This window comes from Rhizobium sp. 0TCS1.26 (genome assembly GCF_050455525.1).
Lineage (GTDB): Bacteria > Pseudomonadota > Alphaproteobacteria > Rhizobiales > Rhizobiaceae > Neorhizobium.
This window is the reverse complement of sequence record NZ_JBCIYV010000002.1, coordinates 707886-728531: the sequence shown is the minus strand read 5'-3', so window position 1 is coordinate 728531 and position 20646 is coordinate 707886. Positions and strand designations below refer to the sequence as shown.

At 63.8% G+C, this 20646-nt stretch carries 27 protein-coding genes; 13 read left to right on the top strand and 14 right to left on the bottom strand.

Features of this window, described 5'->3' with window-relative positions; all coding sequences use genetic code 11:
* Position 1: 1 nt before the first annotated feature.
* Entirely contained in the window at positions 2 to 703 is a 702-nt protein-coding gene (locus AAIH46_RS10735; protein ID WP_430305850.1) for a L,D-transpeptidase, read from the bottom strand.
* Between the two features lie 117 nt (positions 704 to 820).
* Positions 821 to 1651 carry a L,D-transpeptidase family protein gene (locus AAIH46_RS10730; protein WP_430305849.1) on the bottom strand — a complete coding sequence of 277 codons (831 nt, stop codon included), beginning with the start codon at positions 1649 to 1651 and terminating at the stop codon, positions 821 to 823.
* 210 nt (positions 1652 to 1861) lie between these two features.
* Here AAIH46_RS10730 and AAIH46_RS10725 point away from each other — a divergent pair, with 210 nt between their 5' ends.
* The gene (locus tag AAIH46_RS10725) at positions 1862 to 2491 is read left to right on the top strand and encodes a DNA-3-methyladenine glycosylase I (RefSeq protein ID WP_430305848.1); all 630 of its coding nucleotides are present in this window, start codon (positions 1862 to 1864) and stop codon (positions 2489 to 2491) included.
* A gap of 6 nt (positions 2492 to 2497) precedes the next feature.
* Here the strand turns inward: AAIH46_RS10725 and AAIH46_RS10720 are convergent, their stop codons facing one another.
* From AAIH46_RS10720 to AAIH46_RS10690, 7 genes are all read right to left on the bottom strand, one after another.
* Positions 2498 to 3163 carry a DNA-3-methyladenine glycosylase I gene (locus AAIH46_RS10720; protein WP_430305847.1) on the bottom strand — a complete coding sequence of 222 codons (666 nt, stop codon included), beginning with the start codon at positions 3161 to 3163 and terminating at the stop codon, positions 2498 to 2500.
* 12 nt (positions 3164 to 3175) lie between these two features.
* On the bottom strand, positions 3176 to 3883 hold the full coding sequence (locus AAIH46_RS10715) for an HAD family hydrolase (RefSeq protein WP_430305846.1): 708 nt from the start codon (positions 3881 to 3883) through the stop codon (positions 3176 to 3178).
* Positions 3884 to 3981: 98 nt separating this feature from the next.
* Positions 3982 to 4356 (bottom strand): CopM family metallochaperone, encoded by a 375-nt coding sequence (gene copM / locus AAIH46_RS10710; protein ID WP_430305845.1) that lies wholly within the window; start codon positions 4354 to 4356, stop codon positions 3982 to 3984.
* A 54-nt stretch (positions 4357 to 4410) separates the two neighbouring features.
* On the bottom strand, positions 4411 to 4788 hold the full coding sequence (locus AAIH46_RS10705) for a hypothetical protein (RefSeq protein ID WP_430305844.1): 378 nt from the start codon (positions 4786 to 4788) through the stop codon (positions 4411 to 4413).
* Between the two features lie 90 nt (positions 4789 to 4878).
* Positions 4879 to 5634 (bottom strand): hypothetical protein, encoded by a 756-nt coding sequence (locus AAIH46_RS10700; protein WP_430305843.1) that lies wholly within the window; start codon positions 5632 to 5634, stop codon positions 4879 to 4881.
* Entirely contained in the window at positions 5624 to 5899 is a 276-nt protein-coding gene (locus AAIH46_RS10695; protein ID WP_430305842.1) for a type II toxin-antitoxin system RelE family toxin, read from the bottom strand. Before AAIH46_RS10695 ends, AAIH46_RS10700 begins: the two co-directional genes overlap by 11 nt.
* The gene (locus tag AAIH46_RS10690) at positions 5883 to 6110 is read right to left on the bottom strand and encodes a type II toxin-antitoxin system RelB family antitoxin (RefSeq protein WP_430305841.1); all 228 of its coding nucleotides are present in this window, start codon (positions 6108 to 6110) and stop codon (positions 5883 to 5885) included. The genes AAIH46_RS10695 and AAIH46_RS10690 overlap by 17 nt, the downstream gene beginning before the upstream one ends.
* 149 nt (positions 6111 to 6259) lie before the next feature.
* On the opposite strand from AAIH46_RS10690, the gene hisS reads away from it, so the two are divergent.
* The 3 genes from hisS to hisG all read left to right on the top strand — a co-directional run bounded on the left by hisS (position 6260) and on the right by hisG (position 9991).
* On the top strand, positions 6260 to 7786 hold the full coding sequence (hisS, locus tag AAIH46_RS10685; protein ID WP_430305840.1) for a histidine--tRNA ligase: 1527 nt from the start codon (positions 6260 to 6262) through the stop codon (positions 7784 to 7786).
* 388 nt (positions 7787 to 8174) lie between these two features.
* Positions 8175 to 9299 (top strand): ATP phosphoribosyltransferase regulatory subunit, encoded by a 1125-nt coding sequence (locus AAIH46_RS10680; protein ID WP_430305839.1) that lies wholly within the window; start codon positions 8175 to 8177, stop codon positions 9297 to 9299.
* The gene (hisG, locus tag AAIH46_RS10675) at positions 9296 to 9991 is read left to right on the top strand and encodes an ATP phosphoribosyltransferase (protein ID WP_430305838.1); all 696 of its coding nucleotides are present in this window, start codon (positions 9296 to 9298) and stop codon (positions 9989 to 9991) included. Before AAIH46_RS10680 ends, hisG begins: the two co-directional genes overlap by 4 nt.
* 131 nt (positions 9992 to 10122) lie before the next feature.
* On the opposite strand, the gene AAIH46_RS10670 is transcribed toward hisG, so the two are convergent.
* On the bottom strand, positions 10123 to 10572 hold the full coding sequence (locus AAIH46_RS10670; RefSeq protein WP_430305837.1) for a DoxX family protein: 450 nt from the start codon (positions 10570 to 10572) through the stop codon (positions 10123 to 10125).
* A gap of 230 nt (positions 10573 to 10802) precedes the next feature.
* Here AAIH46_RS10670 and AAIH46_RS10665 point away from each other — a divergent pair, with 230 nt between their 5' ends.
* A complete protein-coding gene (locus AAIH46_RS10665; RefSeq protein ID WP_430305836.1) occupies positions 10803 to 11117 on the top strand; it encodes a hypothetical protein in 315 nt (104 codons plus the stop codon).
* 149 nt (positions 11118 to 11266) lie between these two features.
* Here AAIH46_RS10665 and groL read toward each other — a convergent pair whose 3' ends face one another.
* Together groL and groES are read right to left on the bottom strand one after the other, a co-directional pair.
* Positions 11267 to 12907 (bottom strand): chaperonin GroEL, encoded by a 1641-nt coding sequence (gene groL / locus AAIH46_RS10660; RefSeq protein WP_430305835.1) that lies wholly within the window; start codon positions 12905 to 12907, stop codon positions 11267 to 11269.
* A 59-nt stretch (positions 12908 to 12966) separates the two neighbouring features.
* Entirely contained in the window at positions 12967 to 13263 is a 297-nt protein-coding gene (gene groES / locus AAIH46_RS10655) for a co-chaperone GroES (protein WP_430305834.1), read from the bottom strand.
* A 286-nt stretch (positions 13264 to 13549) separates the two neighbouring features.
* On the opposite strand from groES, the gene AAIH46_RS10650 reads away from it, so the two are divergent.
* The 8 genes from AAIH46_RS10650 to AAIH46_RS10615 all read left to right on the top strand — a co-directional run bounded on the left by AAIH46_RS10650 (position 13550) and on the right by AAIH46_RS10615 (position 19570).
* On the top strand, positions 13550 to 14380 hold the full coding sequence (locus AAIH46_RS10650; protein WP_430305833.1) for a chromate resistance protein ChrB domain-containing protein: 831 nt from the start codon (positions 13550 to 13552) through the stop codon (positions 14378 to 14380).
* Entirely contained in the window at positions 14377 to 15717 is a 1341-nt protein-coding gene (gene chrA, locus AAIH46_RS10645) for a chromate efflux transporter (RefSeq protein WP_430305832.1), read from the top strand. Before AAIH46_RS10650 ends, chrA begins: the two co-directional genes overlap by 4 nt.
* Positions 15718 to 15814: 97 nt before the next feature.
* Entirely contained in the window at positions 15815 to 16663 is an 849-nt protein-coding gene (locus tag AAIH46_RS10640; protein ID WP_430306537.1) for a TIGR01459 family HAD-type hydrolase, read from the top strand.
* A gap of 13 nt (positions 16664 to 16676) precedes the next feature.
* Positions 16677 to 17681, top strand: a complete 1005-nt coding sequence (locus AAIH46_RS10635) for a bifunctional riboflavin kinase/FAD synthetase (protein WP_430305831.1) — start codon at positions 16677 to 16679, stop codon at positions 17679 to 17681.
* A gap of 6 nt (positions 17682 to 17687) precedes the next feature.
* On the top strand, positions 17688 to 17924 hold the full coding sequence (locus tag AAIH46_RS10630) for a BrnA antitoxin family protein (RefSeq protein ID WP_430305830.1): 237 nt from the start codon (positions 17688 to 17690) through the stop codon (positions 17922 to 17924).
* 131 nt (positions 17925 to 18055) lie between these two features.
* The gene (locus AAIH46_RS10625) at positions 18056 to 18277 is read left to right on the top strand and encodes a hypothetical protein (RefSeq protein WP_430305829.1); all 222 of its coding nucleotides are present in this window, start codon (positions 18056 to 18058) and stop codon (positions 18275 to 18277) included.
* A gap of 11 nt (positions 18278 to 18288) precedes the next feature.
* Positions 18289 to 19233, top strand: a complete 945-nt coding sequence (locus AAIH46_RS10620; protein WP_430305828.1) for a dihydrodipicolinate synthase family protein — start codon at positions 18289 to 18291, stop codon at positions 19231 to 19233.
* Between the two features lie 13 nt (positions 19234 to 19246).
* Positions 19247 to 19570, top strand: a complete 324-nt coding sequence (locus AAIH46_RS10615) for a hypothetical protein (RefSeq protein ID WP_430305827.1) — start codon at positions 19247 to 19249, stop codon at positions 19568 to 19570.
* A 66-nt stretch (positions 19571 to 19636) separates the two neighbouring features.
* On the opposite strand, the gene AAIH46_RS10610 is transcribed toward AAIH46_RS10615, so the two are convergent.
* Together AAIH46_RS10610 and AAIH46_RS10605 are read right to left on the bottom strand one after the other, a co-directional pair.
* Positions 19637 to 20095: a type II toxin-antitoxin system VapC family toxin gene (locus AAIH46_RS10610; RefSeq protein ID WP_430305826.1), complete on the bottom strand. Its 459-nt coding sequence runs from the start codon at positions 20093 to 20095 to the stop codon at positions 19637 to 19639.
* The gene (locus tag AAIH46_RS10605) at positions 20092 to 20361 is read right to left on the bottom strand and encodes a type II toxin-antitoxin system prevent-host-death family antitoxin (protein WP_430305825.1); all 270 of its coding nucleotides are present in this window, start codon (positions 20359 to 20361) and stop codon (positions 20092 to 20094) included. Before AAIH46_RS10605 ends, AAIH46_RS10610 begins: the two co-directional genes overlap by 4 nt.
* Positions 20362 to 20646 lie beyond the last annotated feature (285 nt).

The window sequence follows — 20646 nt, the reverse complement described above, 5'->3', positions numbered from 1 at the left end:
GTCAGCCGCCGAAGATCGTCCGCAGGATGTCGAGGCCGCGATCCTCGAAGGCAACGCTACCCTGCCGGTTGCCGGGGCCGATGACGATCACCTTGGCGCCGATCTGGGCGCGGCGGTAGAGGTGCTCGACATCCTTGTTCATCATCCGGATGCAGCCGGACGACATGTTGAGGCCGATCGTCCACGGCTGGTTGGTGCCGTGAATGCGGAAGATCGTGTCGCGGCCGTCCTTGTAGAGATACATGGCGCGGGCGCCGAGCGGATTGTCGATGCCGCCCTTCTGCACCACCGGCAGGATGTGGCCCTTGGCGGCCTCGCGCCGGCGCATCTCGCCCGGCGGGCGCCATTCCGGCCATTCTTCCTTGCGACCGATCTTCACGACGCCGGACCAGCCGAAGCCATCACGGCCGACCCCGACGCCGTACCGCGTGGCGCGCTTCGGACCCTCGACGAAGTAGAGGAACTTGTTGTTGGTATCGATGATGATCGTGCCCGGCGCTTCATCGGTGGAAAAACGCACCACGCGCCGCTGGAATTTCTCGTCGGGCTCGCGCCGCTGCGCAACCGAGATGACGTCGCTGCGCCCGCTGGCGGCGATACCTGCCTTGGGCAATGTTCCGGCGCTGGCGCCGGTCGTTGCTGTCACCACCATCAACGTTGCGGCCGCCACCACGCTGGCGAACCCCGTCTTTGCGAAAATCATGCCGTCCCCCTGTCAGTCCAGAAAGATCGCAGGTTGCCGGATTTTTCGCGGAAGGCAAGTATTGCGGCAAGAAGAAACGAAGCGCGGCGCTGCTTTTCGCCGCGCTTCGGCAGATGATTACATGACGAAGACCTTGGTTCCGACATCGACGCGCTGGTAGAGGTCCGTCACGTCTTCGTTGCGCATCCGGATGCAGCCGGAAGAGACGGCGCTGCCGATCGTCCAGGGCGCATTGGTGCCGTGGATGCGGTAGAGCGTCGAGCCGAGATACATGGCGCGGGCGCCGAGCGGATTTTCCGGACCACCTTCCATCGAAACCGGCAGGTAGTGGCCCTTTGCCGCCTCGCGCTGGATCATTTCCTTCGGCGGATGCCAGCTCGGCCATTCCGCCTTGCGCGTCACGGTGTGGGTGCCGGCCCACTCGAAGCCCGGCTTGCCGACGCCGACGCCGTAGCGCTTCGCCTGGCCGTTTTCCATCACCAGGTAGAGGAAGCGGTTGTTGGTATCGATGACGATCGTGCCCGGCGCCTTGTCGGTCCGGTAGTCCACCATCTGCGGCAGGAATTGCGGCTCGAGGCCCTGGCGGATCACCGGGTTGGGCCGGACAGCGGCAGCCTGAACCTGCATGCGGGGCTGCTGGTGGCGGATCTGCGGCGGCCGGATCTGCGTCGACTGTGTGCGCGGCGCAAAGATCGGCTGGCGACCCGATGGCGGCGCCTGGCGGTAGACGGCGCGCGGTGCCTGCTGGCGGTAATAGACCTGGCCTTGCCTCTGCTGGCTGCGAACCGCCGGCGCCGGGTTCACCTGGCCGCCAAGCTGCATGATCCACGGTGCGGTGAGATCGGGGCTGACGATGACCGGCGGGCGCTCCCGGTACCGATCATTGGCCTGGGCGGAAAAGCCAAACGCGCTCAACAGGCTGGCGGTGATCAGCAGCATCTTCTTCATCGACGTTCCACTCCAGACACGATCTCGTCGCGGGCCACGAAACAGGCCCGTCCTCAAGCTTGACCGTGCGCGGAAGAGGCAAGCGAATGGTAAATGCCGCACCGTTCGAATGCGCCTGTGACGCGAAAGCTTTTCGCAAGGTTAATCGCCGGTTTGGAAAGATGGTTGACGGCTGCTAAAGACGCTTTGCGAGCAGAAGGGGAAGACGCGATGCTGAAGCCGGGCTTGATCGAGGGCGAAGACGGGCGCTGCCGTTGTGCATGGCATGGCGGGCTTGCCGACTACCAGCGCTATCATGACGAGGAATGGGGCCGGCCGGTGACCGACGACATCCGGCTGTTCGAAAAGATCTGCCTCGAAGGGTTCCAGTCCGGCCTGTCGTGGCTGACGATCCTGCGCAAGCGGGAGAATTTTCGCACAGCCTTCGCCGGTTTCGACTTCGCCAAGGTGGCGCAGTTCGACGAGGCCGACATCGAGCGTTGCGTCACCGATGCTGGCATCATCCGCCATCGCGGCAAGATCGTCTCGACGATCAACAATGCCGGACGGGCCATCGAACTTTGCCGCGAATTCGGCTCGCTCGCCAATTTCTTCTGGTCGCATGAGCCGGGACGCGACGAGCGCCCTGCGGTGATGGATCTGGAGACCCTGCGCGCCAACCCGACGACGCCGACCTCGATCCGTCTCTCCAAGGACCTCAAGAAGCGCGGCTGGACTTTTGTCGGGCCGACCACCGTCTATGCCTTCATGCAGGCGATGGGCCTCGTCAACGATCACCTGGATGGCTGCTTCCGTCAGACGGAGGTTGATGCCCTGCGCGCCGAGCTCGCCCGTCCCTGATCGGCATCAGTCGATGCTGAGCGCCAGGACCCGGCTGATCTCGGTCAGCGACCGGCCGGACTGTTCGCGCCAGGTGTTGAAGGCGCTCTGAACCGCTGCCTTGTCGCGCGCAGACGTGGGTGCCTTTGATACCACGCCCTCCGCCACCAGGCGGTTCACCACGCTTCGCGACAGGATATAGCCGTCTATCCCGGCAAACCGCAGCACGTACTGCCCGGTATTGCCGCCGAGGCGCGAGCCCTTGAGGCGCAGGAGTTCCAGAAGGCCGGCATAGTCTTCCGAAGGCCAGGCGGCTAAGAAGGCGCCGGCGCTGCCGTGGTCTCGGGCGAGGTCCGACAGGAAGACGGCGTTTTCCTGCACGGACCTGATTTTCTGGCCGTGCCGGACGATGCACGTGTCGGAGACGAGGCGGCCAAAATCCTCGTCGTGCAGCATGGCGCAGCGACCGATGTCGAAGCCTTCGAAGGCCGCCTCGAAACCCGGCCACATGGCATCGACGACCTTCCAGTTGAAGCCGGACTGGAAGATGCACCGGGTCATCAGTGACAGGATGCGGTCATCCGGCGTGGCTGCAATCTCGGCCTTGGTCTTGGGAAACAGCAGGGCGTCGCGTACCGCCGTTTCGCCCTTGCGCTCCACGGCCAGTGCCCAGATGTCATCTAAGCTGCGCATCTGCGTCGCCCCTCACTGGCAGATATCGTCGATCAGCCCGCCAAGCTCGCCGAGTGTGCCGATCTCCCGGAAGCGCGGCGCATCCGCGGGCTTTTCCACATGCTCCAGGATCCACGTCAGCTCGTGCGGCACGAAGACGCCCCAGGCGCCCGCCGCCAAAGCCGGCACCACGTCGGATTTCAGCGAGTTGCCGATCATCATCGCCCGTTCCGGCCCTTCGCCGTGCTTGCCGAAAATGCCGCGATAGGTGGTTGCCGATTTCTCCGAGACGATCTCGACCGCATCGAAGAAATCGCCCAGGCCCGACTGCGCCAGCTTGCGCTCCTGGTCGAACAGGTCGCCCTTGGTGATCATCACCAGGAAGAAGCGGCCGCGCAGGGCCTCCAGCGTCTCGCGCGCATGCGGCAGGCATTCCACCGGATGGCTGAGCAGGTCGCGGCCGATCGCCAGGATCTTGCCGATCACCTCGGTCGGCACCTTGCCGTTGGTGATCTCCAGCGCCGTCTCGATCATCGACAGGGTGAAGCCCTTGATGCCGAAGCCGTAGTGGGCAAGGTTGCGCTTTTCCGCCTCCAGCAGGCGTTCCGAAACGCGATCTCCCTCGGCGAAATCCGTCAGCAATTCGCGGAACTGCGTTTCCGTCAACCGGTAGTACTGCTCGTTCTGCCAGAGCGTGTCGTCGGCGTCGAAACCGATCACGGTCAATGGGCGGATCGTCATGCGGCGCGGCCTCCCGTCTGCAACTCGGCTCTAACCTAATCCGCCGGTTGGGCAATGCAATGGCGCGTGTCTGCGCCATTGCTGTCCTTCTCGAACGGCTACTCGCCGTTCTTGGCGAGCCAGTCCTTCATCATGGCGATCTCGGCCTCCTGCGCCTTGATCACCTCCTCGGCGATCTTGCGGATCTGCGGATCCTTGCCGTGCTCCAGCTCTATCCGCGCCATGGCGATGGCGCCTTCGTGGTGCGGGATCATCGAGCGGACGAAATCGACATCCGGCCTGCCGGTATAGTCGATCGCCATATCGGCGTGCATCTTTGCATTGGCGGCTTCGAATGCCGCAGTCGACGGCGTGGTGGCCGCGGCGGCCGGCATGTGGTTGCCGTGGGCGGGCATCTTCATGTCCTGGGCGACAGCCGGTGCGGCAAGGATGAAGGCTGCGGCAAAGGCAGACGCGATAGTTCTGGCGTTCATGGGGATCTCCCGTATCTGACGCGAACAAAAATAGAGGTGCGATCTCGGCCAGGGTCAGGCGCGCGGCGGCGGCAGGAGAGGGGCAGGGCGGATTGCCACAAGGGCCGCCACGGGCTCCGGCGACGGATAGCGGAAGATCGGCGCAGCGCCGCCAGCGACCAGGAGCAGCGGCGCCAGCGTAGTACAGGCGGCGCAAAGGCTCATGGCGCAGACGGATTTCGACGTGTGGGGAGGGCAGTCCGGGCAGGGCGGGTGCGACACTGCCTGACGCTCCGGATGATGATGTGTCTGCGCAGTCGCCGGCCGATGGCTGTGCGGCATGGCCTCGGTCATGTTGTGATGAACGGCGTCCGTCATCGGCACGGCAAGCGCCGGCATCATCCCCTGGAGGAGCCAGGCAAGAACCATGATGAGCAGGGCCGGTCGACGCATGGCTGCAAATCTAGGCCTCTGCGGCGCGCTGGCAAATGAATTCTTGGCGAGGAATGCCGGGCAGGAAGTGCGCGTCGACGCCCTGCCTGTTCAGCCGGCAATCACCTGATGAACCGCCTGGTATTCGCCGCGACCTTCCGCGAACGGCACCACCGTCCAGTCCCAGCGGGCGCTGTGATCGGGCAGCGGAATGCCGGCCAGCAGGTCGTCGCGTTCCAGCTCCCGTCCCTGCCGGTCGATGACCGAGTAGGATACGTCGGTGATGAGCGCCGTCGTGCAGGGCAGGGCGGATAGCCCCTCGAGATGTGCCCGGACAAGCGCCGGACCGATCGTGTCGTCCCTTTCATGCTGTCCCTCGCGCTGCAGCCGCTGCCTGGCGCCGACCGTGATCTGCGACAGAAGATTGGCCGAGACGACGAGATCGAGATACGGCACCTGACGCAGGAAGGCGAAAGGCTCCGGCGCGGGTCCGGCCAGTGCCGCATCGAGGCCGGAAAGATCCCGGTGGATCAGCCGGGTATTCTTCAGGCGCCTGGCGGCAAGCCAGGTCCGGACGCTCGCAAGATGCACCAGATCGACCAGCACCACCGTATCGAAGGCCCGCGACAGATCAACGATCGGCACGTCGCGCAACAGGCCGGAGCCGAGAACCACCGCGGTCCGCCGCTGCCGCATTCCGTTGATTGTGGAAAGGATGTGCGCCTTGCTATTCTCCTCATGCTCGGCCCACGCCTCGCGGCAGCGGTTGGCGCGCGCTGCAAGGCTGACGGAGGAGGCGATGTGCGGGCGAAAGGGCGCCGGCGTCAGCGGCCACGTGGCGGCATAGTTCAAGGCTTCAAGGATCAACGGAAAATCCCGCTTCGATGGTCAATCTCGATGACCAGAATAACCAGTCTCTGGCCTGGATGTCGCAGATGATGCGGAAATGTCCAACCCTGTAGCGCCAGTAGTGGCCCAGTTCGGGGCCCTGAAGTCGCTCGGCACTCTGGCGAGGATCATCGAGGGTCGCGACACGGTCTTCAAGAAATCGTCGGATCCGGGGGCGGATGACAGGATCCAGTTTTTCCATCGATTTGCGAACAGATTGCCGATACTCAATCGTCCAAGCCACGCCAGAACTCCTCTGACGTCAGAACTTTATCCTCTTCGCTTCGGATCTGTTTCATGGCCTCGTCGGCGACAGCAATGTCATGAATATCCTCAAAGTGACGCGCAAGCGCCATTGTCGCATAGTCGTTGGCATCCAGACCGTGCAGATCCCCATAGCGCGTGACCAGCCGGTGCATCTCTACGGGTATTTCTATGCTAGCGCGCTTGTTCATCGTCTTCTGCCTCGGTTTCCGTGGCCAATATAGCATGCGGTCACCGCCAAGGTCACCAGCCTTCACCCTTGCCGCCATGGCCTGCATCCTCTAAGAAACCGCTGAAATTTCCGGCCTTTTCCGACGTGCCGGCGGCAAGGATGACGATGATGAGCGACAAGCAGAAAAAACCGCAGAAACTCAAGGCCCGCCTGCCGCGTGGCTTTGGTGACCGGACTGCCGCCGACATCCACGCCACGAACGAAATGGTCGCCAAGATCCGCGAAGTCTATGAGCGCTACGGGTTCGATCCGATCGAGACGCCGCAGTTCGAATATACCGATGCGCTGGGCAAATTCCTGCCCGACAGCGACCGGCCGAACGAGGGCGTGTTCTCGCTGCAGGATGATGACGAGCAGTGGATGAGCCTGCGCTATGACCTGACGGCACCGCTTGCCCGCCACGTGGCGGAAAACTTCAACGAGATCCAGCTGCCCTACCGCACCTACCGCCAGGGCTATGTGTTCCGCAACGAAAAGCCGGGCCCGGGCCGCTTCCGCCAGTTCATGCAGTTTGACGCGGATAGCGTCGGCGCACCGGGCGTGGCTGCGGATGCCGAGATGTGCATGATGATGGCCGACACGCTGGAAGCCTTGGGCATCAAGCGCGGCGACTACGTGATCCGCGTCAACAACCGCAAGGTTCTGGATGGCGTGATGGAAGCCATCGGTCTCGGCGGCGAGGAAAATGCGGCGCGCCGGCTGAACGTGCTGCGGGCGATGGATAAGTTCGACAAGTTCGGTGTGGAAGGAGTTCGGCTCCTGTTGGGAGCAGGGCGCAAGGATGAGTCTGGCGACTTCACTAAAGGCGCTGGCCTGCCAGAGATCCATATTAACAAAATCATCAAACTGCTGGAGCCAGTTGATAGCAACAGGCTGGAATTGCTCCATTTGCTCCATGGGACAACACTTGGTTCAGAGATGGGCCGACAGGGTGTTGAAGAGCTAGATAATTTAAGTCAGATGGTTGAAGCGGCCGGCTACGGCCCCGACCGCATCAAGATTGATCCCTCTTGTGTGCGCGGCCTCGAATATTACACCGGCCCCGTATTTGAGGCCGAGCTCACTTTCGACGTGACCAACGAAAAGGGCGAAAAGGTCGTCTTCGGTTCGGTTGGGGGCGGCGGTCGCTACGACGGTCTCGTCTCCCGCTTCATGGGGCAGCCTGTGCCGGCGACAGGATTTTCGATCGGCGTATCGCGCCTGATGACGGCGCTGAAGAACCTCGGCAAGCTCGGTCAGGACGAGATCCTGGCGCCCGTTCTCGTCACCGTCATGGATGGCGATGTCGAGGCCATGGGCCGCTACCAGCGCTTTGCGCAAGACCTGCGCAACGCCGGCATCCGCGCCGAAATGTACCAGGGCAACTGGAAGAAATTCGGCAACCAGCTGAAATATGCCGACCGTCGCGGCTCTCCCATCGCCATCATCCAGGGCGGCGACGAGCGCGCTGAAGGCGTCGTGCAGATCAAGGACCTGATCGAGGGCAAGCGTCTCTCCGGCGAGATTACCGACAACACCGAATGGCGCGAGGCCCGCGTCGCGCAGGTCGTCGTGCCGGAGGATCAGCTGGTGGAAAAGGTGAAGGAAATCCTGGCTCATCAGGCGGAAGACCGCCGTCGCGCGAAGGCGGGCTGATGTCTGGCTTCGTTGCTTTTCCCCTTCCCAAGCCTCCCCACAAGGGGGAGGGGGCAGGCTCGCGCACGCCGCTGATGTCTGTCTTCGATAAGCTCGCTTTCAGCGACCTTCTCGTTCGGCCATACCCCCCTCTGCCCTGCCGGGCATCTCCCCCTCAAGGGGGGAGATCGACCTGGGGCGGACGCCGCGAACTCCCTCTGATCTCCCCCCTTGAGGGGGAGATGTCACGAAGTGACAGAGGGGGGTGCCTTAAAGCCGGACGGGTGTCGAACGCTTGCTCCACGTCTTTTCCCCCCTTGTGGTGCGATCCGAAAGACGGGTCGAGGGGCGTAGCTCGGCCCCAAAGGGCGGCAGCTCAGAAGGGGAATTTCTTGGAAGGCATGCTGTCATGCCGCTGACCGACATGCCCGATTTCGCCCCGGCGATCCTTGCGGAATTTGCCGCGCGCAAAACGACGCGCGTCGACACGCCGGTGATCCAGCCGGCAGCACCTTTCCTCGACATGGCCGGCGAGGACCTGCGCCGCCGGATCTTTTTGACCGAGAACGAGCGCGGCGAGAGCCTTTGCCTGCGGCCCGAATTCACTATTCCCGTCTGCCTGCGCCACATCGAGACGGCCACCGGCACGCCGAAACGCTATGCCTATCTCGGTGAGGTGTTTCGCCAGCGGCGCGAGGGCGCCAACGAGTTCTATCAGGCGGGTCTTGAGGATCTCGGCGATACCGACGCAGCCGGCGCCGATGCGCGGGTCGTTGCCGATGCGCTCGCCTGCCTGCAGACGGTGCTGCCGGAAAAGGCCTTCGCCGTCACCATCGGCGATCAGGCGGTGTTCGAGGCGGTCGTCGCAGCCCTTGGTCTGCCGGCCGGCTGGCAGCGTCGCCTCGTGCGCGCCTTCGGCCAGACGGATCTGCTGGAGGCGATGATCGCAAGGCTTGCCAAGCCGCAGCCGGTGGCGGGCCTGTCGCCGCACGTCGAACACCTGCTGGAGGCCGGAGACGAGGCCGCCGTCGTCGCGCATCTGACGGCGGAGATGGAGCGCACCGGCACTCTGACAAATGCCAGCCGCACGCCACACGAGATCGTCCGCCGGCTGACCGAGAAGCGGTTGCTGGCCGGGGCCTCGCTCGACGCCGCCAAGCTCGATGCGCTGAAGGAATTCCTGTCGATCAACGTCTCGCTGCGCTATGCACCGGGCGTGCTGGCCGATTTCGCCCGCTCCGCCGGACTGCCTCTCGATGCGGCGATCGCCGGTTTCGATGCGCGCGTCGCGGCCTTGGCGCAAGCCGGCGCGTCGCTTGCCGACATCACCTGGCGCGCCGCCTTCGGCCGGCCCCTCGATTATTACACCGGCCTCGTCTTCGAGGTGACGGTGCGCGGCGAACACCACGTGCTGGCCGGCGGCGGGCGCTACGACCGCATGCTGACGCTGCTCGGCGCCAGGGACCACATTCCGGCGGTCGGTTTCTCGCTGTGGCTGGACCGCATCGAACAGGCCCGGGAGGCAAGCCGATGACCATCACCATCGGGCTCCCTTCCAAGGGCCGCATGAAGGACGACGCCTCGGCCATTTTCGAGCGCGCCGGCATGAAGATCTTAGCCGTCGGCAATGATCGCTCCTATCGCGGCCGTGTCGAGGGTTTTGACGACGTCGAGATTGCCTTCCTGTCGGCCTCGGAAATTTCCCGCGAGATCGGCAACGGCACGGTGGATTTCGGCGTCACCGGCGAGGACCTGATCCGCGAGGGGCTGGCGGAAGCCGACAAGCGGGTCGAAATCGCTGCTCGTCTCGGGTTCGGCCACGCCGACGTGGTGGTCGCCGTGCCCGAGGTCTGGCTCGACGTGGAGACGATGGCCGATCTCGGCGATGTGGCAGCCGAGTTTCGCGCCCGTCACGGCCGGCGGCTCGCCATCGCCACGAAATACTGGCGGCTGACGCAGCAGCATTTTTCCGGAAGCCACGGCATCCAGCTCTACCGCATCGTCGAAAGCCTGGGCGCCACCGAGGGTGCACCGGCGGCTGGCCAGGCGGACATCATCGTCGACATCACGTCCACGGGCTCGACGCTGAAGGCCAACCATCTGAAGGTGCTGTCCGACGGCGTGATCCTGCGCTCCGAGGCCTGCCTGGTGCGGGCGAGAAAGCCGGCGCATGAGGGCGATCCGACGGTCCAGAGGATCGTCCAAGCGGTGCGCGGAGCGGTCTAGCCCTCCGGCCTATCGAAGTTTGCGGAAAAGCCCCCAGAGGGGGCGCGCTTGATGTGACCTCCGCTACTCCCGACAAAAAAACCGCCGGATCGCTCCGGCGGGTTTGTTTTTTTGCCTTTGGGGCAGGGAGATCAGGCAGCCAGCGGAGCCGTCGTGCCGCGGCGGGCATCGATCGAATAGGCACCGGCGCCGACCGTGGCGATCAGGATGTAGGCGCCGGCGAGCGTGAAGTTCTTCATCATCATGATGCCGTTGAGCGCGTTGATCCAGCCGAGTGCCGGTTCCGGCCAGCCGGGAACGGCGATGGTGCCCGAATGGAAGGCGAGACCAGTGAATACGCAGAACACGGCGAGCGCCCAGCCGGCGATTTTCGTCTGGAAGCCGACGAGGATGGCGAGACCGGCCACCAGTTCGAACAGGCCTGCAAGATAGGCAAGGCCCGTCGCGGCCGGCAGGCCGGCGCCGGTGATCATGCTGGCGGTGCCGGCCGGATCAGCCAGCTTGCCGAAGCCCGAGGTGATGAAGATGACGGAGAGGAGGATGCGCGCGAGAAGGATCAGCGCATTGTTGGTGGTCGACATTGGTGTTCTCCAGGACGTGAGGGCCGGTCGGCCGTGAAATTTCCTGGACAGACTATGCGTCAACTCAGCGCAGGGCGAAAGATGAACAGTAGAAGACGCTACGTTCATCATTGTCGAACGATGACCGGCGCCATCCGCGATATTCGGCGCTGACGCAACCTAATCGGGGGCATCCCCGTTGCTGCGGCAGCCTGAACGGAATTCAGCGCAAAGCCGGAGGAAGACACGTCATGAAGAGACTGATTATGGGTGCTCTCGCACTCGCCCTGCTGGGTGCCGCCCCGGCTATGGCGCAGACCTACCATTCCAATAACCGCGACGCCCGCCAGGAGCACCGCATCTACCGGGGTGCCGCACAGGGTCATCTGACGCCGCAGGAGATGCGCAGGCTTGAGCGTCAGCAGCATCGTATCGATCGCCATCAGGCACGTTCGACCCGCGACGGTTACGTCTCGCCGCGCGAGCGCCGGCGGATCGAGCGGATGCAGGACCGCGCCTCGCGCAATATCTACCGCAAGACGCACAACGGTCGCGGCATTTACTGAACATCCCCGTCAGGGCGAGCATTGAAGGGTCGGGCAACCGGCCCTTTTTTCGTGCGTGCCGGTGATCCTTGAGACGCAGAAAGGGCGCCGGTTGCCCGACGCCCTTCCGTAGTCTGAACCGGTTGGCTCAGATGTGAGACCCGAAGGTCTTACATCATGTCCATTCCGCCCATTCCGCCCATGCCGCCCGGCATGCCGCCAGCCGATTCCTTCTTAGGAAGTTCGGCGATCATGGCTTCCGTCGTGATCAGCAGCGAAGCAACCGAAGCTGCGTTCTGCAGAGCCGTACGAACGACCTTGACCGGGTCGACGATGCCCATGGCGATCATGTCGCCGTATTCCGACGTCTGAGCGTTGTAGCCGAAGTTGTCGCTGTTGCCGTCGAGGATCTTGCCGACGACGATCGAAGCTTCGTCACCAGCGTTGGTGGCGATCTGGCGAACCAGCGACTGCAGCGCCTTGCGGACGATGTTGATGCCGGCTTCCTGGTCGTCGTTCGCGCCCTTGGACGTGATCTTCGTGGAAGCGCGCAGCAGAGCCGTGCCGCCGCCCGGAACGATGCCTTCCTGAACAGCAGCGCGCGTCGCGTTCAGAGCGTCGTCGATGCGGTCCTTGCGTTCCTTGACTTCGATTTCCGTGGAACCGCCGACGCGGATGACGGCAACGCCGCCAGCCAGCTTGGCAAGACGTTCCTGCAGCTTTTCGCGGTCGTAGTCCGAAGAGGTTTCTTCGATCTGCGCCTTGATCTGTGCAACGCGGCCTTCGATGTCGGTCTTCTGGCCGGCACCGTCGACGATCGTCGTGTTTTCCTTGGAGATCGAGACCTTCTTGGAACGGCCGAGCATGTCGAGCGTGACGTTTTCAAGCTTGATGCCGAGGTCTTCGGAGATGACAGTGCCGCCCGTCAGGATGGCGATGTCTTCCAGCATGGCCTTGCGGCGGTCGCCGAAGCCAGGAGCCTTGACGGCAGCAATCTTCAGGCCGCCGCGCAGCTTGTTGACGACGAGCGTTGCAAGAGCTTCGCCTTCGACGTCTTCAGCGATGATGAGGAGCGGCTTGCCGGTCTGAACGACAGCTTCCAGAACCGGGAGCATCGCCTGCAGGTTCGACAGCTTCTTCTCGTGAAGGAGAATGTAAGCGTCGTCGAGATCGGCGATCATCTTTTCCGGGTTGGTCACGAAGTAGGGCGACAGGTAGCCGCGGTCGAACTGCATGCCTTCGACGACTTCGAGTTCGGTTTCGGCGGTCTTGGCTTCTTCGACGGTGATGACGCCTTCGTTGCCGACCTTCTGCATGGCTTCAGCAATGTCACGGCCGACCTGGGTGTCGCCGTTTGCCGAGATCGTGCCGACCTGAGCGACTTCTTCCGACGTCGAGATCTTCTTGGCGTTGGCCTGGAGATCCTTGACGACTTCTGCGACGGCGAGATCGATGCCGCGCTTCAGGTCCATCGGGTTCATGCCGGCGGCTACGGCCTTGTTGCCTTCGCGAACGATGGCCTGGGCAAGAACTGTAGCGGTCGTGGTGCCGTCGCCGGCGATGTCGTTGGTCTTCGAAGCAACTTCGCGGACCATCTGGGCGCCCATGTTTTCGAACTTGTCTTCAAGTTCGATTTCCTTGGCGACCGATACGCCGTCCTTGGTGATGCGCGGAGCGCCGAAGGACTTGTCGATGATGACGTTACGACCCTTGGGGCCGAGCGTAACCTTCACTGCGTCAGCGAGGATGTCGACGCCGTGAAGCATCTTTTCGCGCGCGGTGCGGCCAAACTTGATTTCTTTAGCTGCCATGTTGGTAACTCCTGGAAGGGGTGTCAGCGATATTTCTGTGGAAGCAATCGGCTACAAGATCAGCCGATGATGCCCATGATGTCGGCTTCCTTCATGATCAGAAGGTCTTCGCCGTCGAGCTTCACTTCCGTGCCGGACCACTTGCCGAACAGAATGCGGTCGCCAACCTTGACGTCCAGAGCAACGATGTTGCCCTTCTCGTCACGCGCGCCGGTGCCGACGGCGACGATTTCGCCTTCCTGCGGCTTTTCCTTGGCGGTGTCCGGGATGATGATGCCACCCTTGGTCTTCGCTTCGGACTCAACGCGACGAACGACGACGCGGTCGTGAAGCGGGCGGAAATTGGTGCTTGCCATTGTCTAATCCCTCGATCAAATGACCTTGACGAGTTTCAAGAGGCTCGTCCCTCAATCGTTAGCACTCACTGTGCAGGAGTGCTAACGACCCCGAGATAAGACCGCGCCTAGAGCGAGTCAAGAACGGAGCCCGAATTTTTTGGGGTGCGTGAGACGCCCTGCGAGGCCTGGTGTTGAAACTTGACTTGCACGCGCAGTTGGCCCTAATGAAGGCATGGAGTTTGCGAATGCTCCACGAGGCACCATGCCGCAGTTTCGCGTCCCTCTTGTGACCAAAGGACGTGTCATGGCCTCTTTCAATTCGATATCCCCCGACAAGACCGCCAGGATCCTCGGATCCCCCCGATCGCCCGCAATCCTTGACGTGCGCTTTGCGGCAGATGTCGCGGCATTCCCCTTCGTCGTTCCGGGCTCCGTCATCCGTGATTATGCCACGGTCGGCGAGTGGGCGCCCTCCTATCGCGATGCGCAGTCGGTCATCGTCGTGTGCAAGCGCGGCAAGAAGCTCAGCGAAGGCGTGGCCGCGCACCTGCGGTGCCTTGGCATCGAGGCAGAGGTGCTGGAGGGCGGCACGGAAGCCTGGCAGCAGGCCGGCCTGCCGCTCGTGCCGATGGCGGCCATCCCGGATGCGAGACCCGGCGGTTCGACGCTCTGGGTCACCCGCAGCCGACCCAAGATCGATCGCATTGCCTGCCCGTGGCTGATCCGCCGCTTCATCGATCCGGACGCAACATTCCTGTTCGTATCGCCCTCTGAGATAAACGCCGTCGCGGAGCACTTCGGGGCGACGCCGTTCGACGTGGAGGGTGCATTCTGGAGCCATCGCGGCGAGTTCTGCACCTTCGATACGATGCTCGAAGAGTTCCGGCTGACCACCGAGCCCCTGCTGAAGATGGCGACCATCGTGCGGGCAGCCGATACCGATCGGCTCGATCAGGTCCCGCAAGCCGCCGGGCTGCTGGCGATCTCGCTTGGTCTGTCCAGACTGTATTCGAAGGATCTGGAGCAGCTCGATGCGGGCATGGTCATATACGATAGCCTGTATCGCTGGGCGCGCGACGCGACCGAGGAACGACATGATTGGGTTGCGCATGCGCCGAAGAGAGCGACACAATGACTAAGCTATGTGAAGACTTGTCTGAGAGCCCGCCGTCTCTCCGCGAACTGACGCTGGCATTCGCCCGCATCGGTGTCTTAAGCTTTGGCGGGCCGGCAGCCCAGATCGCCATGATGCACAGGGTCTGCGTCGACGAGCGCCGCTGGCTGTCGGAGGATCGGTTTCTCCACGCCCTCAACTACTGCATGCTGCTGCCGGGACCGGAAGCCCAGCAGCTGGCGACCTATATCGGCTGGCTGGCGCACGGGGTGCGTGGCGGCATCATTGCCGGGCTGCTGTTCGTGCTGCCGGGGCTTGCGGTGATGATCGGGCTCAGCACCGCCTATGCCGTGTTCCAGGATGCCGGATGGCTGGCCGGCCTGTTCTTCGGCCTCAAGGCGGCGGTTCTGACGATCGTCGTGGAGGCAGTCATCCGGCTCGGCCGGCGGACGCTGAAATCGGCCTTTCTCGTCTGGCTGGCGGCGCTGGCATTCCTTGCCCTGTTCGTGTTCGCCGTGCCGTTCCCGCTGGTGGTGCTGGCGGCGGGCCTTGCCGGCTATCTGCGCGGCAGGACGGCCGGATTGGCTCCGGCGATCACCCCCGTCGATCCGGTGGCGCGTCCGCCGCTGGCGAGATCGATCCTGTCTCTGCTGTTCTGGATCGCCGTGTGGCAGTCGCCGCTCGTCCTCCTCTGGAGCATCGATGGCGCCGAAGGGCTGGCGGCGATGTTCTCCTTCTTCTCACGCATGGCGCTGGTCACGTTCGGCGGCGCCTATGCCGTGCTCGCCTATGTGGCGCAGGTGGCGGTGGAAAATTACGGCTGGCTGCAGCCCGGAGAGATGCTCGACGGACTGGCGCTCGCCGAAACCACGCCCGGGCCGCTGGTGCTGGTGCTGTCCTATGTCGGCTATCTCGTCGGCTTCCGCACCGTACCCGGTCTCGATCCCGTCGTCGCCGGCATCATCGGTGCCGTGCTGACCGCCTGGGCAACCTTCGTTCCGAGCTTCATCTGGATCTTTGCCGGCGCCCCTTATATCGAGCGACTGCGCGGCCATGCAAAAGTCGCCGCCGCGCTGTCGGCGATCACCGCGGCCGTCGTCGGCGTCATCCTCAACCTCGCCCTGTGGTTCGGCCTGCATGTGCTGTTTGCCGACGTGCGCCGCATCCCGCTGTTTGCCGGATGGCCGCGTGAGGCAGCACCCGGCATCTGGTGGCCGGAAGTGTCCTCGCTCGATCCGGCGGCTCTTGCGCTGTTTGCGGTCTCGGCGGTGCTACTGTTGTGGCTGCGGGTGGGCATGGTGAAGGTCCTGGGGCTCTGCGCGCTGATCGGCCTCGGCTGGCGGATCGCCGGCTTCTGAAGCGCTGAAATCCCGCTTCTCCGCTTGAATCTCCTTGCCAATGCGCAACAGCTTTGCCATGTCAGCGCCAGTTTCAATGCAGCAGCAACGGGTGACCATGGCAGACCGCATCAACAACCTCAGCGCCATCACCGCTGGTTACGAGCTCGTGCTTTCGGACGTCTGGGGCGTGCTGCACAACGGGATCGATGCGTTTCCGGCCGCCTGCGAAGCGCTGGCCGAGGCCCGCAAGGCAGGCGTCGCCGTGGTGCTGATCACCAATTCGCCGCGTCCCTCGCCGGGTGTCATCGACCAGCTGCGGGCGCTCGGCGTGCCGGATGCCGCCTATGACCGGATCGTCACTTCCGGCGACGTGACGCGCAAGCTGATCGCCGAAGGCCCGAAGAACATCTTCCTGCTCGGCCCGCAGCGCGACACGCCGCTGTTCGAGGGTCTCGACGTTGTGCTGACCGACGCCGACAAGGCCGATTGCGTGGTCTGCACCGGCTTCTTCGACGACGAGACGGAGGTGCCGGAAGACTACCACGACATGCTGACCGCATTCGTTACCCGAGACGTGCCGCTGATCTGCGCCAATCCCGACCTGGTGGTCGAGCGCGGCCATCGCATCATCCCCTGCGCCGGTGCCGTCGCTGCCTATTACGAACAGCTCGGCGGCAAGACCCGCATTGCCGGCAAGCCGCACCGGCCGATCTATGAGGCGGCCCTGTCTGCTGCCCGCGAAGTACGCGGTGAGATCGATCTCGCCAAGGTCATCGCCATCGGCGACGGCATGCCGACCGACGTCAAGGGCGCATTGAGCTACGGCCTCGACCTTCTCTACATCTCCGGCGGCATTCACGCTGCCGAATACACGCTGCATGGCGAAACCGACGAGGCGATCCTCAACGCCTATCTGAAGCGGGAAGGGGCGACACCGAAGTGGTGGATGCCGCGCCTGGCCTGACGGACAAGAAGCCATGACGGTCTTTCACCGCAACGAGAAGAAAGAGCCGCTGCCCGCCGAGCTGCAGGGCGGCGTCGTCGCCATCGGAAATTTCGACGGCGTGCATCGCGGCCATCGCAGCGTGCTCGACCGGGCGCTGGAGCTCGCGAGCCAGCGCGGCGTGCCGGCCTCGGTGCTGACCTTCGAGCCGCACCCGCGCAGCGTCTTCAAGCCCGACCAGCCGGTCTTCCGCCTGACGCCGGCGCCGATCCGGGCGCGGCTGTTGGAGGCGATGGGCTTTCGCTCGGTGATCGACTACCCCTTTGACCGCGAATTCGCCCAGCGTTCGGCGGAAGACTTCGTCCAGTCCATCCTCGTCGACTGGCTGAAGGCGAGCGCCGTCGTCACCGGCTTCGATTTCCATTTCGGCCGTGGCCGGGAAGGCGGCCCCGCCTATCTCATCGATGCCGGCAAGCGCTCCGGCTTCGACGTGGCGCTGGTCGATGCGTTCCGCGACGAAAATTCCGACGTCATCTCCTCAAGCCGCATCCGCACGCTTCTGTCCGAAGGCGACGTCACGCAGGCAGCCGGGCTGCTCGGTTACCGCTATACGGTGGAAGCCGAAGTCATTGGCGGCGAAAAGCTCGGCCGCACGCTCGGCTACCCCACAGCCAACATGCAGCTGCCGCCGGAGACCGAACTGAAGGCCGGCATCTATGCCGTGCGCTTCCGCCGCCCCGACGGTTCCCTGCACGACGGCGTCGCGAGCTACGGCCGCCGCCCGACGGTCACCGACAACGGCGCTCCGCTCCTTGAAACCTTTCTGTTCGACTTCTCCGGCAGCCTCTACGGCGAGATCTGCGCGGTATCGTTCTTTGGCTACCTTCGCCCGGAACTGAAATTCGATGGGCTCGATCCGCTGGTCGAACAGATGAAGCGCGACGAGGAAGAAGCGCGTACACTGCTGGCCGGCGTCACGCCGCTCGGCGCGCTGGATGCGAAGATCGCGTTCGACCTGCAGTCCGGCAATCAAGGATAGGATCTCATGGCAACGACCCCACGCCGACCCGTCAGCCCGATGGATGCCGCCGAGGCGCTGTTCAAGCCGGGGAAGAAGGTGGAAGCCAGCGTCGAGAAACGCGCCGTGCCCGAAGCGCGCGAACTCGTGTCGCTGAGGCTCGACAGCGCGGTGATCCAATATTTCCAGGACGACGGCCCGGGCTGGCAGGATCGCATCAACGACGCGCTGCGTGCGGTCATGGCGGCCAATCCCAAGGATTGATCGGCGGGCCACGTCCTCAGTGCACCTTCCGACGCTTATGAAATCCTGACGTCGCACCCACGTTTTCGAAATCGAGAACTGACGCGGCACTGCCTAACTTTGTCATCAGATGCCGTCGAGGAACGATGACGATGTACAGGCTCAGCCTCTTTCAAACGCATATCTATGCCGATCTGCTGTTCGCTCCGCACACCGGTGCCGGCCGAACTCCGGCCGCTGATGGCGCCTCGAACGGCGCGCGCAGTGCTCCGGTCGAGAAGCGCGATGCTGTCCCCTGCGAGCAGGAAAAAGCTCTGGTTCTCCAGCCGTTCTTCCGTCGCCTGCGCCTGCTTCTGGCGCGGCCTTCGCATTGAGGGAGGCCGCGATGCCAAGGACAGATTTCAGCGGCACGATCGTCGATCTCGTCACGCCCTTCCGCTCGGGCGAACTGGATCAGGCGGGGCTCTCGCTGCTCCTCGAATGGCAGATCCAGTGTGGCATCGAGGGCCTGCTGGTCTGCGGCGAAGCGGGCGAAAGCCACTGCCTCAGCATGGAGGAGCGCCAGACGGTCATCGCGACCGCCGTCGAGGTGGCGCGCGGCCGGGTGCCGGTGCTGGTCGGCGTCGTCGCCAACTGCACCGACAAGGCCATCGTGCTGGTGGAGCAGGCGCGTGCCGCACGCGCCGATGGCGTCGTGCTGACGCTGCCCTATTACAACAAGCCGGCGCGGGAAGGCGTGCTGCGCCACGTCACGGCGGTCAGCCTGAGAGCCGGTCTGCCGGTTCTGGTGCTGAGCCGTCCCGCCGCGTCGATGATGCCCATCGATGCCGCCTTCGTCGCGCAGCTTCGCGGCCTGCCGAACCTCTGCGGCATTGTCGATTGCGGCCCGGACCCCTTCCACGCCATCGCAGAGTATGGTGACGACGCTGCAGGCCTCGGCCTGTTCTATGGTGACGACCAGGCGGGCTCTGCGTCCTGCGCCGGCGCTGCCGGCTTCGTCTCGTGGATCGCCAACGTCTCGCCGCGCCTTGCCACCTCGCTTCATCATGCGGCGTCAGGCGGCAACCTCAAGGCTGCGCGCCTGCTGCACAGCCGGCTGACGCCGCTGTTTGATGCCATGAAACGCGATCATCCGGTCTCGACGCTGAAGCAGGCGCTCGCCTACGTCTTCGGCATCGACGCGCAGGTGCGCCTGCCGCTTCTGCCGGTTGAGAGCCAGAACCTGCCGGAGCTGCGCCAGGCGCTGTCGCTGGTCGGGCTCTCCACCGATCTTTCGTTCCTGTCGGCGGTCGCCATCGCCAGCGGCGGTGGCCTGCGCTGCCGGCTTTAGAGCCAAAATTTCCGTGAATTCGAACCTGTCGAAAAAGGAGACTGACATGGGTTCCGTGGGTCCGCAACGATCCTTCGCCTCCAACCTGCCGCGCTTTACCGTCGGGCGCGATCATCACGGCTGGTGGGTCGTCCTTGATCGGGAAGACAGGGTTGGCGGCTTGTTCTCGAGTGAGGAGGCCGCAGTGCATTTCGCCGCCGGCGAATGCGCCCATCAGCCGGGTGCCGTCTGCCGTGCGAAAGCCGGCGAGGTCGTCGAGCTCGAGGCCTTCGCCGCAGATCATCCGGCCTTTCCTGTGGTTCCGTTGTCTACGCGTCAAGCGCGCTCTGCCGCCTGACCAACACGTCTTCCCAGCAGCTTGAGGCGCCGTCGGACGAAACAGCCCGCCGATCGCGCCTCGGCTCTACCTGCGGCTGAGAGGGAAGCGCTCCGGATCATCCTGCCACGGATCGAAAACCGCAGCACCCGACAGGCTGACGTCCTTGACGTTGCGCGTGACGAGGTAGAGATCGTTCTCGATTGCGCTCGCCGCCATCAGCGTATCGATCACCGGCGGAGCGTGTGACGTCGCTTGGCGAACCCTGCCGGCTATTCTGCCCCAGGTCCTGACCACCGGGTCCGTGACGGAAAGAATCCGGCCGGCGAACCTCTCCTCCAGCGCATCGCGTGCGACCCTGTAGCGATGGCGATTGTCATCCTCCTGAGGCAGGTTCTCAATTCCCTTGTCGTATTCCGCAAGCGATAGCACGCTGATGAAGAAGGAGGCTTCCTGCTGGTCTTTCGCCCATCGCTTGACGGACGGTGCTCCATTCGTGTTGATCAGCGCGGCGATGACCTTGGTGTCCAGCAGCCAGCCTTTCACAACTCGACTTCCCGGCCGCGATCGGCTTCCCGCTCCAGCGCCAGCGTCTCCAGGCCCAGCGTCTCCATGAACTCGACCAGCGACTGTCGAGGCGCAGGTTTCGTCAGCCTTTGCAGCTCCTCGATGCTGATTACCACTACGCTCTCCTGGCCGCGCACCGTCACGTGCTGCGGCCCGTCGCTTCGGGCGCGACGAACAACCTCGCTGAAACGCGCCTTCGCCTCTTCGAGCTTCCAGACCCTTTTCGCATCGGATTTTGGGGACATGATGGGCTCCAATTGGTCAGCTGGTCAGATATAGGCTTTCTCCGCCGCATCGTCCAGCGACCGGCCGCTGACGCCTCTTTCCTTTCCGGCCAAAACCCCCTAAAGAACGCGGCAGCATGACGTATCTTTTGGCGGCCCGGATCATCCGAATTATCGGCCCGGCCTTCCCAGCAGCTTGAAGCCGCGGGAAGGTCCGGGTTTTTGGCGCTCGGGGTCTACCCTTATCGCGCCTGCCGCCATTCCATGACATTCTGCGACCGCTGCCGGTCGCCTTTCCCGATGGTT